The 17,237-nt window shown below is 69.1% G+C and carries 16 protein-coding genes, 1 tRNA gene and 1 pseudogene; 11 read left to right on the top strand and 7 right to left on the bottom strand.

Translation table 11 applies throughout. The features are described from left to right. Nucleotides 1-3: 3 nt before the first annotated feature. Together KUF83_RS25255 and KUF83_RS25250 are read left to right on the top strand one after the other, a co-directional pair. On the top strand, nucleotides 4-2,121 hold the full coding sequence (locus KUF83_RS25255; protein WP_217457213.1) for an FtsK/SpoIIIE domain-containing protein: 2,118 nt from the start codon (nucleotides 4-6) through the stop codon (nucleotides 2,119-2,121). 204 nt (nucleotides 2,122-2,325) lie between these two features. After that, complete coding sequence (locus tag KUF83_RS25250) at nucleotides 2,326-2,784, top strand: hypothetical protein (RefSeq protein ID WP_217457212.1); 459 nt, start codon at nucleotides 2,326-2,328, stop codon at nucleotides 2,782-2,784. Nucleotides 2,785-2,812: 28 nt separating this feature from the next. On the opposite strand, the gene KUF83_RS25245 is transcribed toward KUF83_RS25250, so the two are convergent. Continuing rightward, nucleotides 2,813-3,742, bottom strand: a complete 930-nt coding sequence (locus KUF83_RS25245) for an HNH endonuclease (protein WP_217457211.1) — start codon at nucleotides 3,740-3,742, stop codon at nucleotides 2,813-2,815. Nucleotides 3,743-3,960: 218 nt separating this feature from the next. Between KUF83_RS25245 and KUF83_RS25240 the strand changes: the two genes are divergently transcribed. The 7 genes from KUF83_RS25240 (at nucleotide 3,961) to KUF83_RS25210 (ending at nucleotide 9,849) form a co-directional block, all read left to right on the top strand. Then, nucleotides 3,961-4,647, top strand: a complete 687-nt coding sequence (locus KUF83_RS25240) for an SAM-dependent methyltransferase (RefSeq protein WP_217457210.1) — start codon at nucleotides 3,961-3,963, stop codon at nucleotides 4,645-4,647. Next, nucleotides 4,644-5,294, top strand: coding sequence for a DNA cytosine methyltransferase (locus KUF83_RS25235; protein ID WP_217457209.1), 651 nt, complete (start codon nucleotides 4,644-4,646; stop codon nucleotides 5,292-5,294). The genes KUF83_RS25240 and KUF83_RS25235 overlap by 4 nt, the downstream gene beginning before the upstream one ends. Further along, nucleotides 5,291-6,169, top strand: a complete 879-nt coding sequence (locus KUF83_RS25230; RefSeq protein ID WP_217457208.1) for a DNA primase — start codon at nucleotides 5,291-5,293, stop codon at nucleotides 6,167-6,169. The genes KUF83_RS25235 and KUF83_RS25230 overlap by 4 nt, the downstream gene beginning before the upstream one ends. After that, the gene (locus tag KUF83_RS25225; RefSeq protein WP_254644335.1) at nucleotides 6,166-6,585 is read left to right on the top strand and encodes a hypothetical protein; all 420 of its coding nucleotides are present in this window, start codon (nucleotides 6,166-6,168) and stop codon (nucleotides 6,583-6,585) included. Before KUF83_RS25230 ends, KUF83_RS25225 begins: the two co-directional genes overlap by 4 nt. Next, nucleotides 6,582-7,964, top strand: a complete 1,383-nt coding sequence (locus KUF83_RS25220) for a phage/plasmid primase, P4 family (protein WP_217457207.1) — start codon at nucleotides 6,582-6,584, stop codon at nucleotides 7,962-7,964. Before KUF83_RS25225 ends, KUF83_RS25220 begins: the two co-directional genes overlap by 4 nt. A 233-nt stretch (nucleotides 7,965-8,197) precedes the next feature. Beyond that, complete coding sequence (locus KUF83_RS25215) at nucleotides 8,198-8,386, top strand: helix-turn-helix domain-containing protein (protein ID WP_217457206.1); 189 nt, start codon at nucleotides 8,198-8,200, stop codon at nucleotides 8,384-8,386. A 71-nt stretch (nucleotides 8,387-8,457) separates the two neighbouring features. After that, complete coding sequence (locus tag KUF83_RS25210) at nucleotides 8,458-9,849, top strand: site-specific integrase (protein WP_217457205.1); 1,392 nt, start codon at nucleotides 8,458-8,460, stop codon at nucleotides 9,847-9,849. 153 nt (nucleotides 9,850-10,002) lie between these two features. Here KUF83_RS25210 and KUF83_RS25205 read toward each other — a convergent pair. From KUF83_RS25205 to KUF83_RS25190, 5 genes and pseudogenes are all read right to left on the bottom strand, one after another. Beyond that, nucleotides 10,003-10,089: transfer RNA gene (locus KUF83_RS25205), tRNA-Ser, on the bottom strand. 215 nt (nucleotides 10,090-10,304) lie between these two features. After that, complete coding sequence (locus tag KUF83_RS42080) at nucleotides 10,305-10,595, bottom strand: ANTAR domain-containing protein (RefSeq protein WP_254644365.1); 291 nt, start codon at nucleotides 10,593-10,595, stop codon at nucleotides 10,305-10,307. A gap of 111 nt (nucleotides 10,596-10,706) precedes the next feature. Then, a pseudogene (locus KUF83_RS25200) lies at nucleotides 10,707-11,876 on the bottom strand (PP2C family protein-serine/threonine phosphatase); the annotation flags it as partial. A gap of 288 nt (nucleotides 11,877-12,164) precedes the next feature. Continuing rightward, the gene (locus KUF83_RS25195; RefSeq protein WP_217457203.1) at nucleotides 12,165-12,902 is read right to left on the bottom strand and encodes a GAF and ANTAR domain-containing protein; all 738 of its coding nucleotides are present in this window, start codon (nucleotides 12,900-12,902) and stop codon (nucleotides 12,165-12,167) included. Nucleotides 12,903-12,944: 42 nt separating this feature from the next. Next, nucleotides 12,945-13,712: a GAF and ANTAR domain-containing protein gene (locus tag KUF83_RS25190; protein WP_217457202.1), complete on the bottom strand. Its 768-nt coding sequence runs from the start codon at nucleotides 13,710-13,712 to the stop codon at nucleotides 12,945-12,947. A gap of 592 nt (nucleotides 13,713-14,304) precedes the next feature. On the opposite strand from KUF83_RS25190, the gene KUF83_RS25185 reads away from it, so the two are divergent. Then, nucleotides 14,305-14,445 (top strand): hypothetical protein, encoded by a 141-nt coding sequence (locus tag KUF83_RS25185; RefSeq protein ID WP_217457201.1) that lies wholly within the window; start codon nucleotides 14,305-14,307, stop codon nucleotides 14,443-14,445. Nucleotides 14,446-14,621: 176 nt separating this feature from the next. Here KUF83_RS25185 and KUF83_RS25180 read toward each other — a convergent pair whose 3' ends face one another. Then, a complete protein-coding gene (locus KUF83_RS25180) occupies nucleotides 14,622-16,115 on the bottom strand; it encodes a S1C family serine protease (protein WP_217457200.1) in 1,494 nt (497 codons plus the stop codon). A 278-nt stretch (nucleotides 16,116-16,393) separates the two neighbouring features. Between KUF83_RS25180 and KUF83_RS25175 the strand changes: the two genes are divergently transcribed. Then, the gene (locus KUF83_RS25175; protein ID WP_217457199.1) at nucleotides 16,394-17,206 is read left to right on the top strand and encodes a glycerophosphodiester phosphodiesterase; all 813 of its coding nucleotides are present in this window, start codon (nucleotides 16,394-16,396) and stop codon (nucleotides 17,204-17,206) included. The last annotated feature ends 31 nt before the right edge of the window (nucleotides 17,207-17,237 follow it).

The following is a 17,237-nucleotide window of genomic DNA, read 5'->3' as shown; positions in this document are numbered from 1 at the left end:
AGCATGTCCGAGAACGTCATTGACCTGCGCGAAGACACCAATCCCCCTGCCCCGGTCGCGTCCGTGACCACACTGACGGTGGTCCCCGACCCGCCGGCCTCTCCCGTGGTGCCGCTGTGGGTGCGCTCCGGCCGCGCCGTGAAGAACGCGATCACCCACGACCGCACCAAGACCGGCGCCCGGGCACTCGCCCGCCACAGCCTCTACATCGCCGGCGGAGCACGGATTGCGGCCCGCCGGGCCTGGGACGGGCGCACCGCCGCCCGCTACGAACGCCTGCTGCGTGCGGCCGAAGCGCAGGGCAACTACGAGGTGGCAGCGGAGTGGGAGGAGCGTGGGCAGCGCTTCCGTGACGCGCGGCACCGCCGCCGTATGGACCTGCTCACCTCCCCGATCGACGCGGCCAAGGGTGTGCTGGTCGGGACGGGGATGGGGATCGGTTCGCTGGTCGCCCTCGGCATCGTGATGGCGATTGCGACGAAGGACGTCACGCACGTCGTCACGCCTTTGATGGCCGTGGTCGACTTCATCAACCTGCTGATCACCATCGTTCAGGTCGTCTGGGGACCGGCGCTGACGATCGGTCCGTTCCTCGCGCTGCTCGCGCTGTGGGCGGTCGGCAGCAAGCAGCAGGCCGCCCCGGCATGGTCGATGCCCGACAACGTCCGCAACGGCGAGGGCGAACCGATCACCCCCTCGATTGTGGTCAAGGCCCTGCGCGACCTCGGAGTGCCCGCTCTGCGCAACGCCATCAAGGACATGGGGGATGCCGGCGCGTCGATGCTGGGTCCGATCCGGATTGCTGGATGCGGCGTGGAAGTCGACGTGACGCTGCCCTCGGGGGTGTCGACGATCGAGGTGCAGAACCGGCGGCGCAAGCTCGCGGAGAACCTGACCAGGCATGAGCACGAGGTGTTCATCAACATCCCCCAGGCCGCGCGCACGGTCCGGCTGTGGGTAGCCGATTCCGGGGCGCTGGATGAGCCGATCGGTCCGTCGCCGCTGGTCACGGACGAGACGATGACGGCCGACTACGCCAAGGGCCGCGCACCCTGGGGGCAGGATTTGCGTGGGGACGCCGCCGCGCTGAGCGTCTACCAGCGACACCTGTTGATCACGGGCTTGTCCAACCAGGGCAAGACCGCCGCCCTGCGCGCACTCGCCCTGTGGCTCGCACTCGACAAGTCGGTTGAGTTCCGGATCGCCGACCTGAAGGGCGCCGGCGACTGGGCCATGTTCGACGGACTTGCCTCCCTGCTCATCCAGGGGCCGACCGATGAGCACGTCATCCAGGCAACCGAGATGGTGGAAGGTCTGGTCACGGAGATGGAACGGCGTCTCCAGGCGCCTCCCGGCACCGTGTTCCTGCCGCTGGTCGGCATCGTGGACGAGGCGCAGGTCGCGTTCATGTGCCCGCTCAAGGACGCCGACAAGAACCCCTACGGCGGGTCCAAGGCCACCTCCCGCTACTTCATGGCTGTCCGCAAGGTCCACAACCAGGGCCGCGCCGTGAACGTGACGCTGTGGGAGGGCACCCAGGACCCCACCGACCAGAACCTTCCCAAGCTGGTCCGCGAGGGTGCCCACACCCGCGCATCCCTGGTCCTGGGCACCGAGTCACAGGCCAAGATGGCGCTCGGGGACAAGGCCGTGGAAGGCGGGGCCGCACCGCACCTGCTCCGTCAGGGCCTGGACAAGGGAACCCTGGTCGTCGCGTCCGACGGCATCGCCATTCCCGCCGGACAGGCGTCCCTCACGATCCGCACGCACTACATCGACGACGACGAAGCGGTCGCCATCGCCGACCGGGCCAAAGCCATGCGCGACGGCGTCACCACCCTGCACGTCATCGAGCGGGGCGCCGAACACGACCCGCTCGCGGACATCGCGTCGGTGGTCGGCACGGCGGAGCGGGTGCGCACGAAGGACGTGCTGTCGAGGCTCGGCACGCTCAACGCGGACGCCTACGGCGGCTGGTCGTTCATCGACCTCAAGCGCGTCCTCGACGGCACCGGAGCCGAGCCCTACAAGTCCGACGGAGTCATGGTCGTCAGCCGTGACCGGCTCGCGCGTGCGCTCGCCAACCGCGACACCGACGGTTCCGCTTCCGCCGCCGAGTGACAGGGAGTCGACCGGTGGCGGGTCAGGGAGGCAGGGAGAACTCCCTGAACCCCTCCCTAACTCGCCTCCCTTGCCTTGACCTGCACAAATGATCGTTCAGGGAGGCAGGGAGGCACCGCAGGTCAGACCCCTGAAACCCCCTCCACAGCGCACCCCCAAGGGGGTGCCGCAACCTCCCTGACCCACTGCCGGAAGGGATTCCGCATGCACCCCGAACACCCCGGTCACCTGCCCGCCGAACGGGCCGTGACCGTCCACCAGCCCACCCCCATCACCCACCCGCAAGCCGCGCCGCTCATGCCCATGCAGCTGACCACGGTCCCGTCCGTGGCAAGCGTCGTCCTGCCCGACGGGCGGGTCGTCACCGGCTACGCGATCAGCCCCGTGCAGCCCGAACCCCTCGCAGCCAAACCGGCCGTCTCGCGTACAGCGGTCAACGTCGCGTTGGGCGGGGTCGGGTTCCTCGCGGTGTGCGGCGGACTGATCCTGCTGACCACGTTCATCGCCGCGCTCACCGCGCTCATCACCCAACTCATCACCCTCGCGGCCGTGATCTTCGGCGGCTGGGTCGCCGTGCAGATCTTCACCGGCGGCGGTCACAGCGGCGGGACGACCGTGAACATCCGCAAGGCCGTGATCAAACACAACCACTTCCGCGGCTGACGGTGCCGCGAGAAGCAATGCCGTGCGGCTACTTGTCCGGACGGTGGATATCCCAGTGGGCTCCGAGCCACACGCGATGTTGCGGGTGCAGGGTACGGGCGAGGGGCTGGCCGTGCAGCAGTCCGTACAGCGGGTAGCCCTGGACGTCCTCACTGACGTCCAGAGTGGCCGTGTCGGGGTCCACGGTGATGCGGCCCAGGTCGAACAGACGGTGCAGGTCGCGGCGCAGCAGCAGGCCGCCGTATTCATGGTGCTCGCCGCTTTCGGCGAAGCTGTAGAGGTGAGCGGCCTCCAGTGCGGCGGCGGGGGCAGGGCCGCTGAACGCGCACACTTCGCCTTGTTCTTCGAGCAGTTGCTTCCGGAAAAGCGCCTGTCCAAGGCGGACTTCTACGGTGGCGCGGCGGTGTCCTCCGCGGATGACGGCGCGGGCTCCGTCGGTGACGCCCGCGGGCAGGTGCGCGCCGGCTTCTTCCAGGGCCGCGCGTACCTTCTCCCACCGGGCGGGCCGCATGGCGTGCTGTGATGCCGGTTTGTCGCACAGGGCCCGCACCTGGCCCCCCGTGAGTATGCCGCTGAGGCCCTGCCAGGCCCTGCGGTGGTGGGACCGGTACGTCGTGACCGGCTTAGTCCGGGTGCCCGGATCGTTGAACGGCTCCCGGCAGATAGCGCACCACCACCGCTGATTGCCTGTTTTCAGCGGCTTGAAGGACGCCTTGTTGCACTTGCGGTGGTAGTAGGTGCTTTTGATCTCGCTGCCGGTTTCGATCCGCTCGATCACTGACGCACCGAGCAGTTTCTTCTTGTCCCACAAGGCGATCACGTCGCCTTCGGCCAAGTTGGCGTGCTGCGGAACGGTGCTGTCCCAGCTGTAATGCCGGGCCGGATCGTCGTCGTAGCCGTCGTTTCCCCCGTGCGTGCGCTCTGCGCCGACCGCCAGCACAAACCATGCAGTCGCCATGACTGCCCGCCCCCTGTCTGGTTCTCCTCCCGGGCCTGCTCGCCCGGTTTGGCCAGACACAGTAGTCGGCCGCACTGACAACCGGTCAGGCCGCAGAACCAAGGATCCCGGCCCAACCCCCCACGTCTCACCGGTACTTGCCCGGAGCAGGCCGACCTCTCGCCAAAGACAGCGGCCCGCTCCGGTCTCCGTCCATCACAGAACTGGAGACAACCAGGATGACCCACCCCGTAACGATCGGACGACCCCTCAGGCCGCGCCTGCTGGACCTGTTCTGCTGCCAGGGCGGCGGCGCCAAGGGCTACGCCGACGCAGGCTTTGACGTGACCGGCGTCGACATCGCCCCGCAGCCGCGCTACCCCTTCCGGTTCGTGCAGGCGGATGCGATCGCGTTCGTCCTCGCACACGGCGCCGCGTTCGACTTCATCCACGCCTCTCCCCCCTGCCAGTTCGACAGCGACTGCCAGCGACTCCGCGGGAACGAGCATCCCGACCTGATCGGCCCGACCCGCACCGCCCTCGAAGCGACCGGGCGCCCGTGGGTATTGGAGAACGTCCGGGGCGCGCTGCCCAAGCTCCGTGAGCCCGTGATGCTGTGCGGGCCGATGTTCGGCGTGGAGACCTACCGGCACCGGTACTTCGAGACCGGCGGCGGCTTCACCCTCCACCAGGTCGCCCATCCCGTGCACCTGGTGCCGCAGGCCAAGATGGGCCGCCCGATCCCCCGCGGCCACTACGGGCAGTTCGTCGGCAACTTCTCCGGCGTCACCCTCGCCCGCCGCGTCATGGGCGTGGAGTGGATGAACCGCGACGGCATCCGTGAATGCATCCCGCCCGCCTACACCCACCACATCGGCACCGCCGCCCTCACCGCGCTTACTCGGGTCCTGGAGGCGGCGGCATGAGCGCGCGCGTGCTGCCCCTGCGGCGCCCGAACGGGCTGCGGCTGCTGGACGTGTGCTGCGGAGCAGGTGGCCTGTCCATGGGCTACTACCTCGCCGGCTTCGACATCGTGGGCGTCGACATCCGCCCGCAGCCCAACTACCCCTTCCCGTTCGTCCAGGCCGACGGCATCGACTACGTCGCCGCACACGGCCACACCTTCGACCTGGTCCACGGCTCCTGGCCGTGCGAGCGCTACGCGACGGTCACCAAATGGCGCGGCAACCCCGACAGTCATCCCGACCTGATCGGCCCCGGACGGCAGGTCATGCAGGCGACCGGACGGCCCTGGGTCATTGAGAACGTTCCCGAGACCGCGACTGCGGGCCTGCTGCGGCCGGACTACCTGCTGTGCGGAACCCAGTTCGGGCTTTCTGTCCGCCGCCACCGCGTCTTCGAGACCTCGTGGGGCGGCGGCGGGGACTTGGTCGCACCGTGCTGGCACCGCAAAGACCTGCTCGCCTTCGCCCACAAGGGCGAGCGCGCCTACGCCGACGCCATGGGCTGCACCTGGATGACCAACCTCGAAGCCCGCAAGGCCGTACCCCCCGCCTACTCCCAGTGGATCGCTGCACAGTTCCTCACCCTCGAAGGGAGGACCGCCGCATGACCGCCATCCGTGACCACCTGCGGACCGCGCTGAGCCTCGCGACGGCAGGTGTGCCGCCGCTGCCCCTGCGGGCGGGCAAGGTGCCGTTCGGCAACTGCCGCACCTGCGCGAAGAACGCGTGCGGCGGGCGGCCGAACATGAAGAGCGCGGGCCCCTGCCACTGCCCCGCCCCGTGCCACGCGTGGGCCGCCGCCACCACCGACCCGCGGGTTCTCACCTCGCCCGCATGGGCACAGGCATGGCGGCAGGCCGTGGCAGTCGCCTACCACCCCGCAGGGGCAGGAGTGACCGTGGTCGACCTCGACAACGCGGAAGCCATCGCATGGGCACGCGCCACGCTGCCCGCCACCCGGACCGTGCCCACCACGAGGGGTGAGCACTGGATCTACCAGGGCGTCATGCCGTCGTCCAACGCGGCCCGGCCTGGCGTGGACATCAAGTCGTCGATGCAGTATGTGCGTTGGCTCGGCCCCGGCGTCGGCCGTATCGCGTCCCTGCCGGACTACGTCCGCGCGCTGGTCGTGAAGGAAGACACCACCCCCGCCCCGGGCAAGGTGGTCTCTTCCCTCCCCGGACGCGCCACCTGGGACCGCACCGTCGCCACTGGGTGCCGCCACACGGAGCAGTTCGTCCGCACCGGCCTGGAACGCGGCCTCACCCTCGTGCGCGACCGCACCGAATCCGGCGCCGGATCACAGGCGTTCGGCGTGGCACGGTTCGTCGCCGTCCAGCACCAACAGTGCCCCGGACCCTGCGGGCTGACGGTGATCGGGGAAGAGATCGTGGCCGCCGCCGTCCTGGTCGGCGTCCCCGAGCCCTACGCCCGCCGCGCCGTCACCAACGGCCTCCAGACGGCACAGGGGCGCGCCGCATGACCAAATCATCAGATAACCCCACGAACACCCCTCAGGGCGCCGTACAGGGCTCGCCGCGGCCGTGCGTGGGCGAACCGAAGGTCGCCGCCCGCCAGGGCGTCCTTTCAGTCCTTCCCCGCTCGAAGCGCTTCCCGACCGGCCAGGGACGCGGCAACGGCGATGACCCCACGCCGGAGCGGCCCGGCATCCGCATCTACGCCCCGCCCGTCTACCGCTCCCACGACGACGGGACCCGCTGGTCCACACGCCACGGCGACACCCCCTACGCCGCCTACGCCTGCACCTGCGGACTGACCCGCACGGCGACCGGCCCGCGCGCCGTGGCCGCCCTGGTCGGCGACTACGAAGCGCACAAGAGCGCCTGCACCGGCACACCCGCCCCGCTCTCGCTCCTGGAAGGGAGGACCGCCGCATGACCGAATCCGAGGAACTTCCCCCGCCCACCAACCCGCTGGCCGTGGCCCGCCGGCTGCTGCCGGACTGGCAGACCGAGGACGGACGGCTGCTCTTCCGGCGCTGGCGTGCCTCGTGGATGCGGTGGAACGGTTCCTGCTGGCGTGAGGCGGAGGAAGCACAGATCCGCAAAGCGATGTACACCCGCCTCGAACACGCCACCTACCGGGCCCCCGGCAAGGACGGGCAGAGCGAGGAACGCGACTGGGCACCCACCAAGCAGAAGATCGGCAACCTGCTCGATGCGCTCGGATCGATCACCTTGCTGCCCACCGACACCGACGCCCCAGCGTGGGTCGACGACCAGGGCGACACCGGCCGCGACGAAGGCCCCATCGTCGCCTGCGAGAACGGACTGTTGCGGATCCGGGACCGGGCCCTGCTGCCGCACGGGCCGGAGTTCTTCAACATCGTGTCCGTTCCGTTCGCCTACGACCCCGACGCGAGCGCACCCACCTGGCACCACTTCCTCACGCAGATCTGGCGCGACGATCCGGACGCCATCGCAGCACTTCAGGAGTGGTTCGGCTACGTCCTGTCGGGGCGCACCGATCAGCAGAAGATTCTTCTCATCGTCGGTCCGTCCCGCTCGGGGAAGGGCACCATCGCCCGGGTGATGAAAGCGCTGGTCGGCAAGGAGAATCTGGCCGGGCCGACGCTGGCCGGTCTGGGGACGAACTTCGGTCTGTCCACCCTGATCGGCAAATCGCTGGCGATCATCTCTGACGCCCGGTTGTCCGGGAACGACAACACCCAGGTCGTGGAACGGCTGCTGACGATCTCCGGGGACGACACGATCGACATCGACCGCAAGTACCGCGAACCGTGGACCGGCCGCGTGCCCTCGCGGCTGATGATCCTGTCCAACGAACTGCCGCACTTCGGGGACTCCTCCGGCGTCATCGCCAACCGGTTCGTCCTGCTCAGCACGCGCATGTCGTGGCTCGGCAAGGAAGATCCCACCCTCACCGACCGGCTCACCGCGGAGATGCCCGGCATCCTCAACTGGGCCCTGGACGGACTCGCGCGTCTCCAGCGCAACGGACGGATCACCGAACCACCCTCCAGCCGCGAAGCCATCACCACCATCCGGGACACCGCCTCACCCACCAGCGCATTCATCCGCGAACGCTGCACCACCGGACCGGCGTGCACCGTCGCCGTGGACGAACTGTGGAACGTGTGGCGCGACTGGACCGAGGACAACGGCGTCCGCGCCGGCACCAAGCAAGTCTTCGGCCGCAACCTGCTCTCCGTCGTCCCGCAGCTCAACCGCACCCGCCCCCGGGCCCCTTCCGGCGAGCGGATCGCCACCTACCACGGGATCGCCCTCAGCGGTTGAGCCCACAATCCGCCGGGTCGCGACCCATCGCGGCCCACAGTCCCTGACCTGCGGGTTTACCCACACCTCATCGCGACCCATCGCGGCCCACGCCCTGAACGGCTGGGCCGCGATGGGCCACACAGAGACCCCACAAAACCGCAGGTCACAGGCTTGGGCCGCGATGGGTCGCGACCCACAGCAATGTGACACCAACCACACCCCACCCTCTCCTCATCCCAAGGAGTCCTGCCGTGGCCCGCCCTCAAAAGCTCAAGCTCCGTGAAGTCCTCGCAGAGATCCGCATGAGCCGCGCCGCGTTCTACCGCATGCGCGCCCGTGGCCAGGCGCCCCGCCTCCAGAAGCTCCCCAACGGCGAGATCCGCGTAAACCGCGCCGACTTGGACGCGTGGTGGGCGAGCTGCGACCAGCGCGCCGCCTGATTCGACGCCACATCATCCGAACGCCCGTTGAGGGGACCGCTCCGGCGGTCCCCTCCGTCATGAGGTGATCAATGAAGAGCCACAACGTGCGGATCTGGGGTATCCGCCGCCGCGACAGCAAGTCAGCGCCCTTCCAGGTGCGTTGGACCGTGGCGGGCAAGGTCTGCCAAGAGCCCTTTGCTACCAAGACCCTCGCGGACGCCCGCCGTTCGAAACTCGTCACCGCGGTTGGCGCTGGTGAAGCGTTCGACGTCGCTACGGGGCTTCCCGTTTCGGAGCTCCGGGAGGCGACGTCTCCGACCTGGTACGAACACGCCTGTGCGTACGCGCTCATGAAGTGGCCCAACGCGTCCGCCAAGCATCGTGCTGGCATCGCCGAAGCTCTGACTGCTCTGACGGTCGCGCTCGTCTCCACCTCCCGCGGGGCACCGGACTCAGCCGTCCTGCGCCGCGCTCTCCAGGGATGGGCGTTCAGAGTCGCTCTCGGGGACAACGGGGAACATCAGGCACTTAAGGATGCCGATCACGACGTTCCGCACGAGATCCGCAGTGCCCTGGACTGGGTGGCCGGCGCCTCGCTCAAGGTGATCGAGGTTGCCGAGTCGGACAACATCCGCCGTGCCCTGACTGCTCTGTCCAAGCGGCTGGACGGGAAGCGTGCGGCGGACAACACCATGAGGCGTAAGCGCATGGTCTTCAGCAACGCCATGCGGTACGCGGTCGAGCGGGAGGTACTTCCTGCGAACCCCTTGGGACGAATCGACTGGGCAGCGCCGGACACCACGGATGAGGTGGACTTTCAGTACGTGCCGGACCCACAGCAGACGCGACGGCTGATCGACGCTGTACGGGATGCCGACGTGCGCGGCCCACATCTGCACGCGTTCTTTGGCTGCCTCTACTACGCCGCGATGCGCCCCTCCGAAGTGGCTTCGCTCATGCGGCGGAACTGCAAGCTCCCTGCTGAGGGTTGGGGGGAGCTGGTACTCACACAGAGCCGACCAGAGGTCGGCAAGGGGTGGACCGACGATGGCCGCTCGTTCGACGAACGAGGGTTGAAGCGGCGGGCTCGTAAGGCCACGCGTCCCGTGCCGATCCCGCCCACGCTGGTCGCGATGCTCCGCGCTCACTTGGAGCGGTTCGGTACGGCGGCGGATGGTCGGCTCTTCCGTGCACCCCGTGGTGGTCGTATCGGGTCCAACGAGTACACCGACCTGTGGCAACAGGCCCGAAAGGCTGCCCTCACACCCGAGGAAGCGGCCACCCCCCTCGCAGACGTCCCGTACTCGCTCCGGCACGCCGGGGTCTCGCTGTGGATCAAAGCGGGCGTCGATCCGGTGGAAGTCGCGCGGCGTGCCGGTCACAGTCCGGCGGTGCTGTGGCGCTTCTACGCGAAGATCCTTCGCGGCCAACAGACGGTGTCGAACCAGATGATTGATGCCGCGCTGGCCGAGGGTGCCTGACCAGGCCATATGGCACCTGCCGTTTGGCCACAGGTTGGCCGCACGCACTGGTCAAGGGTGGGACAACCCGACTCAGGGTGAGACAGGCTGAACAGAGAAGGAGTGCCTCTCAGTGAGAGGCACCCCTTCTGACCTGCACGCTTCTGACCTGCGCGGTGGGTGTGGGATTTGAACCCACGGTCACATCGCTGCGACGACGGTTTTCAAGACCGTTCCCTTAGGCCGCTCGGGCAACCCACCTACGCCCCGGCCCACCTGGGGTGGAGCGGGTACAGCGTACCGGGCGCGGGCGCTGCTCGGGGGCGTGGGCCACACGGGGGCCACCGGGGGGCCGCTCACCAGCGCCACCGCTCTGATCAACGTCCGATGCTCAGCCCGCGGCGGTGCCCGGAAGCGCACCGCTGCGGCGCATGTACGCAGGGCCCATGTACTCGGATGAGAGCTCTTGGCCGCCCTCAGCCGGGCCGGCCGCCTGGTGCGTCTCCAGGTGAGCGCCGCTGTACCGATGCGTCCAGCTCCTTGCGCACCGACTCCGGCAGTGGCTCGCCCAACGCCCAAGCAATCAGCGCTTCCGCGATCAAGTGCAGTTTGATGTTGGTGTGCTGAGAGATTTCGCGCAGCACGTCAAAGCCGGCTGCCGCCGGAATGCCGTGAACGGCGACGAGAACGCCGATGGCCCGGTCGACCGTCGCGTGGGAATCGACCGCATGCCGCAGTTCATCGTTCTGCTGTTCAAGACCGGCCATTGCGGCGTCACGCGTTCGGTCCGGCTCGGTGGATCCTCCACTGTGCGTGCCCGGAATTGGTACAGCGAGACGCCCCTTCGAGCGACGCGAAGACCGCACAGGACGCGAGAGCCCTTGGGGGCCGCGCCAGTCCAGGCACAGGACGGTGGCGTCGTCCCTCGGCTGCCCACCGTGGTACGCGTGGGCCACCGCCGCAATCAGGGTGCGCACGACCTCGCGCGGGTGTTCGGCGGCGGTGTCACGCATGAGGCCGGGCAGGTCGACGGTCTCCGCTTCGCGTTCCTGCATGCCGTCGGTGAAGAGCACGAGGCGGTCGCCGGGACGCAGGTCGAGATCCTGCACCTGGTACGGACCCTGCCCGACGACCCCGAAGGGCAGGTTCACGGCCAGGCACAGCTCCTCGACCCTGCCGTCGCGCAGCCGCAGGGGCCAGGGGTGGCCGGCATTGACGAGCTGGGCGCCGGTCCCGTCCAGGGCGATGCGCACCAGCTGGCCGGTCGCGAAGGTGCGCCGGCCGTGGTCGAGGAGCGCCTGGTGGGTCTGGCGGGCCTGTTCGGCCAGGTCGCTTCCGGCGCGGCGGGCACCCCGGGAGGCGTTGACCAGGAGGGTCGCCATCAGCGAGGCGTCGACATCGTGGCCCATGGCATCGGTGACCGACAGGTGCAGCGTGTCCTGGTCGAGGGAGTAGTCATAGGTGTCACCGGCGATGTCGGAGGCCGGGACCAGGGCGCCGGCGAGATCGAACTCAGGGGCTTCGCAGGCGGCGGCCGAAGGCAGGAGTTGGCGCTGGATCTCCGCCGCCAGGCTGACCGTGGTCGTCCGGTTGCCCCAGTGGTAGAGGTCGGTGAAGCGGCGGTCGGTGACGATGATGTACGCCAGCGCGTGCGCGGCCTCCTCGACCTGCTCCAGCACCTCCTCGGTGACCTGGGTGAGGAACAGCTCCAGAACCCCGATGGCGTCGCCGCGGTTCGTGACAGGGGCCAGTATCCGAAGTCCCTGCTCACCCTCCGCAGCCCGCACCAGCTTCTGCGTGTGCAGGACCTCGTCGTAGACACTGCTGCCCGCTAGAGAAACCTGTTCGGCGCGACGCCCGTGCTCTGTGGCCCCGTTCTCGCTGACCCGCAGCAGACGGCGGCCGACGACATCGACGAACAGGAACGACACGTACCGCGCACCGAACCGGTCACGCAGATTGCGTGCCACGACGTCGAGGGAGTCCACCGGCGCGGCGTCCTCAGCCGCTGCCAGCGCCTCGGCCAGTCCGATCCGATCACGCAACACGTCAGCCTCCCCAGGTTGCAGACTCTACTTCTGACCCCCTTCGACAGGTCTCACACGCGACGCACGCTCGGCGTGCATGCGTGGCTTCGTTCACGGCTTCGTTCACGGCTTCGTTCACGGCTTGCGACAGGACGTACACGGTTCGGAGGGCCTGATTTCAGGTTCCCCCGGGTTGGCCGCCAGGATGCTCAATGCCGGGCCCCGGACGGAGTCCACAAGCCGGCTCACCCGTCCACGGCGTGGCGTTCGCGCCGTCGCGCCGCTGCCCGGTCGAGCTCCCGCACGAGCTCAGTTGAGCTCCCGCGCGTTGAGGATGACGGTCGGGTCCATGGTGCGGCTGACCAGGGCGTGGACGGTTTCGGCGAGACTGACCCGGTGGCGGCTCGCGTAGTCGGACAGGAGCTGCCCGGCCTCGGCGATCGTCCCGCCCGCGTACTCGGCGATCATGCCCTTGGCGATCTCCAGGACGGCCTTGACTGCGATGGCGCTCTGCACACGGGTGATGACGTCGTCGCTTCGGGCCGGTTCGGTGGACCAGTGCATCAGGGCCAGCGCGGCGGAGTCCGCCAACGCCTGTGCGAGGTGGGCGTCGTCGTTGGGCATGGCACCGGCACGGGTGTTCAACAGGGTGAGGCCGCCCAGAGGGCGTTCATGGAGGCGGACCGGAACGGTCTGCAGGGACCGGTATCCGGCGTCGGTCATGGCGGTGACCAGTCTCGGCCAGCGTTCACGCTCGGCGGTGATCTCGGGGACGCTGCGGGCCTCACCGGTGCGGTAACAGTCCATGCAGGGGCCGCTGCCCGTCTGCGTCTGAAGCAACTCGACGAAAGCGGCCTCTTCATTGGTGGCGGCCAACGTCTTCAGACTGCCCCGCGCGTCAGCGATCATCACCGCCGCCGCATCCACCTCCAGTAGTTCTGCGCAGGTGTGCACCAGGCGGTTGAAAAGGTGCAGTGGATCGAACTCGGACGCATAGGTGTCCGCCAGGTCGACGAACGCCTTCGCCAGCTGTCGCTCGCGGTTCATGCTCGCCTCCCCGGCGGTGTCGTCGCACGTACTGCTTGTGGTTCAGTCAAGACGCATGTCCGTGGTGCGGTCGATGACGGCCCGCGCGATCTCGGTAGAGGTGCGGCTCTGCGCGAAGGCCCGGGCACGGAGACGCAGGACGGCCTCCGCGGCAGTCACTCCCAGTTGCACCATGATCATTCCAGTGGCCTGGTGGATCTCCTCCCGGTCGGACTCCACCCCCTCAAGCCACGTTACGACTCCTTCCGGGCCCATAGAAGTGTGATCAAGGGCTGTCACGGCCAGCGTGACGGCATCGGCGACCAGCAGAGACGTGCGCACATGATCACTACTCAGCGAGCCCGCGGTGTCCCGGTACAGGTCAAGGGTGCCCAGTGGCTGTCCGACGCTGCCCGCCAACGGAATGGAGAAGGCGGCCTCCGCGCCGGCCTTGGCCGCCTGAACGGAGAACAGTGGCCAGCGGCGGGCATCCGGGGCGCGGGTCAGATCCGTCGCGAACACCGGGGCCCGCAACCGGACCGCCTCCATGCACGGACCCTCACCGAGGGTGTACTGGATCTCCGCGAGCCGCGCGGCCACGCGGTCGCTCGCACAGAGCACGACCCCCGTGTCCACGTCCTTGCCCTGGACGAACACCGACAGCCCCGAGACATCCGGCAGGAGCGTCATACAGGCACGGCACAGCGCGTCGGGCACGTCGGCGGGTGACAGCCCTCGCACGCTGTCGATGAGCTCGCGGGCGATCCGGGCCCGCCGGACAAGGGTCTCCTGCTCAGCGTCTTCGCTGCTGAGCTCGTCGTCATTGGGCACCGTTCTCACCTCCCCGCAGGCACACCCACAAAGGCTTCACTCGATCTTGCCCTATCGACGGCACCGCGTCCGGCACGCCGAACGGCGTTCCTCGCCGCCCACTTCATCCGTCCCGCGGTCCCGTCGCCTGCCGTCGGCAGTCACGCCACATCACTGTGCGCGTCGCCCCCCTCCATGACCGGCGCGTCCACCCGCCTCCGCTTCCTCGCGGCGCGGGGGCCGAGTCCCCGCTTCGCGGGGCACAGAAACCCCGGTGGCGGCGCTGTCTCGGCCCTGCCGTCCCAACGGCCGACCGCAGCCGCCCCTGGTCGGCGCGCACCGACCGGTCGCCCGCGGAACAGTTTTGGCGGACCGCCGGGGCACATTTCGCCCAACTGGCGTCAAATACGGTGACGCTGGTTCTGAGTCGGGCTCAGGCGGAGATTCGGAAGCAGGCGGAGGTCCTGGGGACCGCTCGAAAGGGGCCGCACCTCCAGGTACTCCAGGCGCGGCGTGTGACTGACACCTGACCGCCGCGGACGCGGGTACGGAGTGGAAGTCCCACGGTGAGCGGCAGCGGATCCCGCGGCGCGGCGGCCTGCTGTCCGTCCTCATGAATGAGGCGATGTACGTCCAGGAGTTCGCCCTGCCGAGGATGGCCGGCTCCTTCGCGCGAACCCGGGCGGGCGCCGCCTCCCGCCTCCTGTCCAAGGAGTACGGAGTGACATGGAAGCCGTCCCGCTCGCAGTACTGACGCAGTCCGAGGCGGCCCCCGGCATGTCCATGACCTGGGCGGGGCGGGGCGGGGTGGGCGCTATCCGGGTCCACGGAAACGGAGTCACGCGCTCGCGTTCTCAAGACCGGTCCCAGGCCGCTCGGGCCACCCACCCCGCGCCGCTGAGAGATCGGCGCGGGGGCACGAGTTACGGGTCAGCTGTCGCCCTCGCGCTGGCCCAGGGTGACCTCGGCCGTGCGCTGCTTTCCGTCGCGGGTGTAGGTGAGCTTGACGGTGTCGTTGGGCTGGTGGGTCCAGATCTCGCCGATGAGGGTGGGGCCGCTGTCGATCACGCGGTCGTCGAGCTTGGTGATGACGTCACCGGGCTTGAGGCCGGCCTTGTCCGCGGGGCCGTTCGGCGTGACCGCGGCGGAGTCGCTCGCGCCCTTGTCCGTGATCTTCGCGCCGCCCGTGCCCTCCTCCAGCGAGACCGAGGCGCCGATCACGGGGTAGACGGGCTTGCCGGTCCTGATGAGCTGCTGCGCGACGGTCTTCGCCTGGTTGACCGGAATCGCGAAGCCCAGACCGATGGAGCCGGACTGGCCGGCGCCGCCCAGGCCACCACTCGTGGACTGGATCGCGGAGTTGATGCCGATCACCGAGCCCTGCGCGTCCAGGAGCGGGCCACCGGAGTTGCCCGGGTTGATCGAGGCGTCGGTCTGCAGGGCGCTCATGTACGAGGCCTTGCTCTGCGAACTGCCGTCGCTGGAGGCCACCGGGCGGTTCTTGGCGCTGATGATGCCGGTGGTCACCGTGTTCGAAAGGCCGAACGGGGCGCCGATCGCGATCGTCGAGTCGCCGACGGCGATCTTGTCCGAGTTGCCGAGCGGCAGCGGCTTGAGGTCGTTCGGCGCGTTCTTCAGCTTGATGACCGCCACGTCGTAACCCTGGGCGTGGCCGACGACCTCGGCGTCGTACTTCTTGCCGTTCGAGAAGGTGGCCGACAGCTTGCCGCTCTCGACCGCCTCGGCGACCACGTGGTTGTTGGTCAGGATGTGGCCCTGCTTGTCGAAGACGAAGCCGGTGCCCGTGCCGCCCTCGCCGTTGCTGCCCTCGGCCTCGATGGTGACCGTGCTCGGCAGAGCCGTGGCGGCCACGTTCGCGATCGTGCCGGCGTCGCGCTTGAGGTCGCCGCCGCTCTGGGACGCGGAAACCGTCGTGGAACCCGTGGAGTCGTTACGGTCCGCCGCCCAGTAGCCGATGCCGCCGCCCACGCCGCCCGCGATCAGCGCGGCCACCAGGACCGCGGCGACCAGGCCGCCGCGCCCGCCGGACTTCGGCTTGGGAGCGGGCTGCTGGTACGAGGATCCCCACACGTCCCCCGTGCCGCTCTCGCCGCCGTCTCCGTACGAGGGTGTGGCCGGCGGAGGAGGCGGCCAGGCACCCGCCTCCGGGGCGGGGGCGGCGTGCGCGGGAGCCCCCGAGGGCAACGTGGCGGTCGGCGCGCCTCCCTGGTACGAGCCCGCCTCCTGGAAAGAGGCCGAGCCCTGGGGCTGAGCCGTGCCCTGGTGGGGGCCGTGGGGGCCCACGGGGCCCGCTGCCTGCGCGGCCGCCTGCTCCGGCGGCACGGAAGCAGCGGGAGTGTCCACCGGCACGGGAGGTGCAGACGGGGCCGGGGGTACTGCAGTGCCCTCGTTCTCGGTGCTCACAGCTCTTCCTCTCGATCCACGGCTGTTCTTTCAGGTCGCATCCGCTCACGTTCGGTCGCGTGTGTTCAGGACTTCACTCACGCGTGTTCGGGAACCGACACGATTCAGCTGTGCATGTGCTTTTGTATGCCGTCAGCTTTTCCCACGGGACGTCAGGGCACCATAAGCGGCACCTGTGACTCCGGGAACTTCCTTTATATAGGACAGGTCCGACAAAACCATTTCATGTCCGCGCCACCCACCCCACGCGTACCCACTTGCGATGGCACCATGACGCGGTGACCCACGCACGACAGAACCTGACCCAGGTCGTCGCCCACCGCGGGGCCTCCGAAGAGGCCCCCGAGCACACCCTGGCCGCGTACGAGAAAGCGATCGAGGACGGGGCCGACGCCCTTGAGTGCGATGTCCGGCTGACCGCGGACGGGCATCTCGTCTGCGTCCACGACCGCCGCGTCAACCGCACCTCCAACGGCCGTGGCGCCGTATCGGCCCTGGAACTCTCCGATCTCGCCGCCCTGGACTTCGGCTCCTGGAAGAACCGCGACGAGGCACCCGACTGGGAACAGCAGCGGCCCCCCTCCTGGGAGCAGCAGTCCGTCCTCACCCTGGAGCGCCTGCTCGAACTCGTGGCCGACGCCGGCCGCCCCGTACGGCTCGCGATCGAGACGAAGCACCCCACACGCTGGGCCGGTCAGGTCGAGGAGCGCCTGCTGGTCCTCCTGAAGCGCTTCGGCCTGGACGCGCCACCCTCGCCCGCCGAGTCGCCGGTGCGCGTCATGAGCTTCTCGGCACGCTCCCTGCAGCGCGTCCGTATGGCGTCGCCGACGCTGCCGACGGTCTATCTGCTGCAGTTCGTCTCCCCCCGGCTGCGTGACGGACGGCTGCCGCCGGGGGTCGGGATCGCGGGCCCCTCCCTGCGGATCGTGCGCAACCACCCTGCGTACATCGAGCGCCTGAAGCGGGCAGGCCACCAGGTGCACGTGTGGACGGTGAACGACCCGCAGGACGTCGACCTCTGTGTCGGACTGGGCGTCGACGCCATCATCACCAACCGCCCGCGCGCGGTACTGCGCCAGCTCGGACGCTGAAACCCCCGCCCCACCGGCCTCGCGAGGCACT

The sequence above is a fragment of the Streptomyces sp. BV286 genome (genome assembly GCF_019090165.1).
Taxonomy (GTDB): Bacteria; Actinomycetota; Actinomycetes; order Streptomycetales; family Streptomycetaceae; genus Streptomyces.
Note: the sequence above shows the minus strand (reverse complement) of the source record. Positions and strands in the feature narration are given on the sequence as shown.

Coding starts and splice junctions, on each gene's coding strand:
- KUF83_RS25245 (WP_217457211.1), bottom strand. CDS start 3,742: ATGGCGACTGCATGGTTTGTGCTGGCGGTCGGCGCAGAGCGCACGCAC.
- KUF83_RS25235 (WP_217457209.1), top strand. CDS start 4,644: ATGAGCGCGCGCGTGCTGCCCCTGCGGCGCCCGAACGGGCTGCGGCTG.
- KUF83_RS25230 (WP_217457208.1), top strand. CDS start 5,291: ATGACCGCCATCCGTGACCACCTGCGGACCGCGCTGAGCCTCGCGACG.
- KUF83_RS25225 (WP_254644335.1), top strand. CDS start 6,166: ATGACCAAATCATCAGATAACCCCACGAACACCCCTCAGGGCGCCGTA.
- KUF83_RS25185 (WP_217457201.1), top strand. CDS start 14,305: ATGAATGAGGCGATGTACGTCCAGGAGTTCGCCCTGCCGAGGATGGCC.
- KUF83_RS25250 (WP_217457212.1), top strand. CDS start 2,326: ATGCACCCCGAACACCCCGGTCACCTGCCCGCCGAACGGGCCGTGACC.
- KUF83_RS25220 (WP_217457207.1), top strand. CDS start 6,582: ATGACCGAATCCGAGGAACTTCCCCCGCCCACCAACCCGCTGGCCGTG.
- KUF83_RS25240 (WP_217457210.1), top strand. CDS start 3,961: ATGACCCACCCCGTAACGATCGGACGACCCCTCAGGCCGCGCCTGCTG.
- KUF83_RS42080 (WP_254644365.1), bottom strand. CDS start 10,595: ATGGCCGGTCTTGAACAGCAGAACGATGAACTGCGGCATGCGGTCGAT.
- KUF83_RS25195 (WP_217457203.1), bottom strand. CDS start 12,902: ATGAACCGCGAGCGACAGCTGGCGAAGGCGTTCGTCGACCTGGCGGAC.
- KUF83_RS25210 (WP_217457205.1), top strand. CDS start 8,458: ATGAAGAGCCACAACGTGCGGATCTGGGGTATCCGCCGCCGCGACAGC.
- KUF83_RS25255 (WP_217457213.1), top strand. CDS start 4: ATGTCCGAGAACGTCATTGACCTGCGCGAAGACACCAATCCCCCTGCC.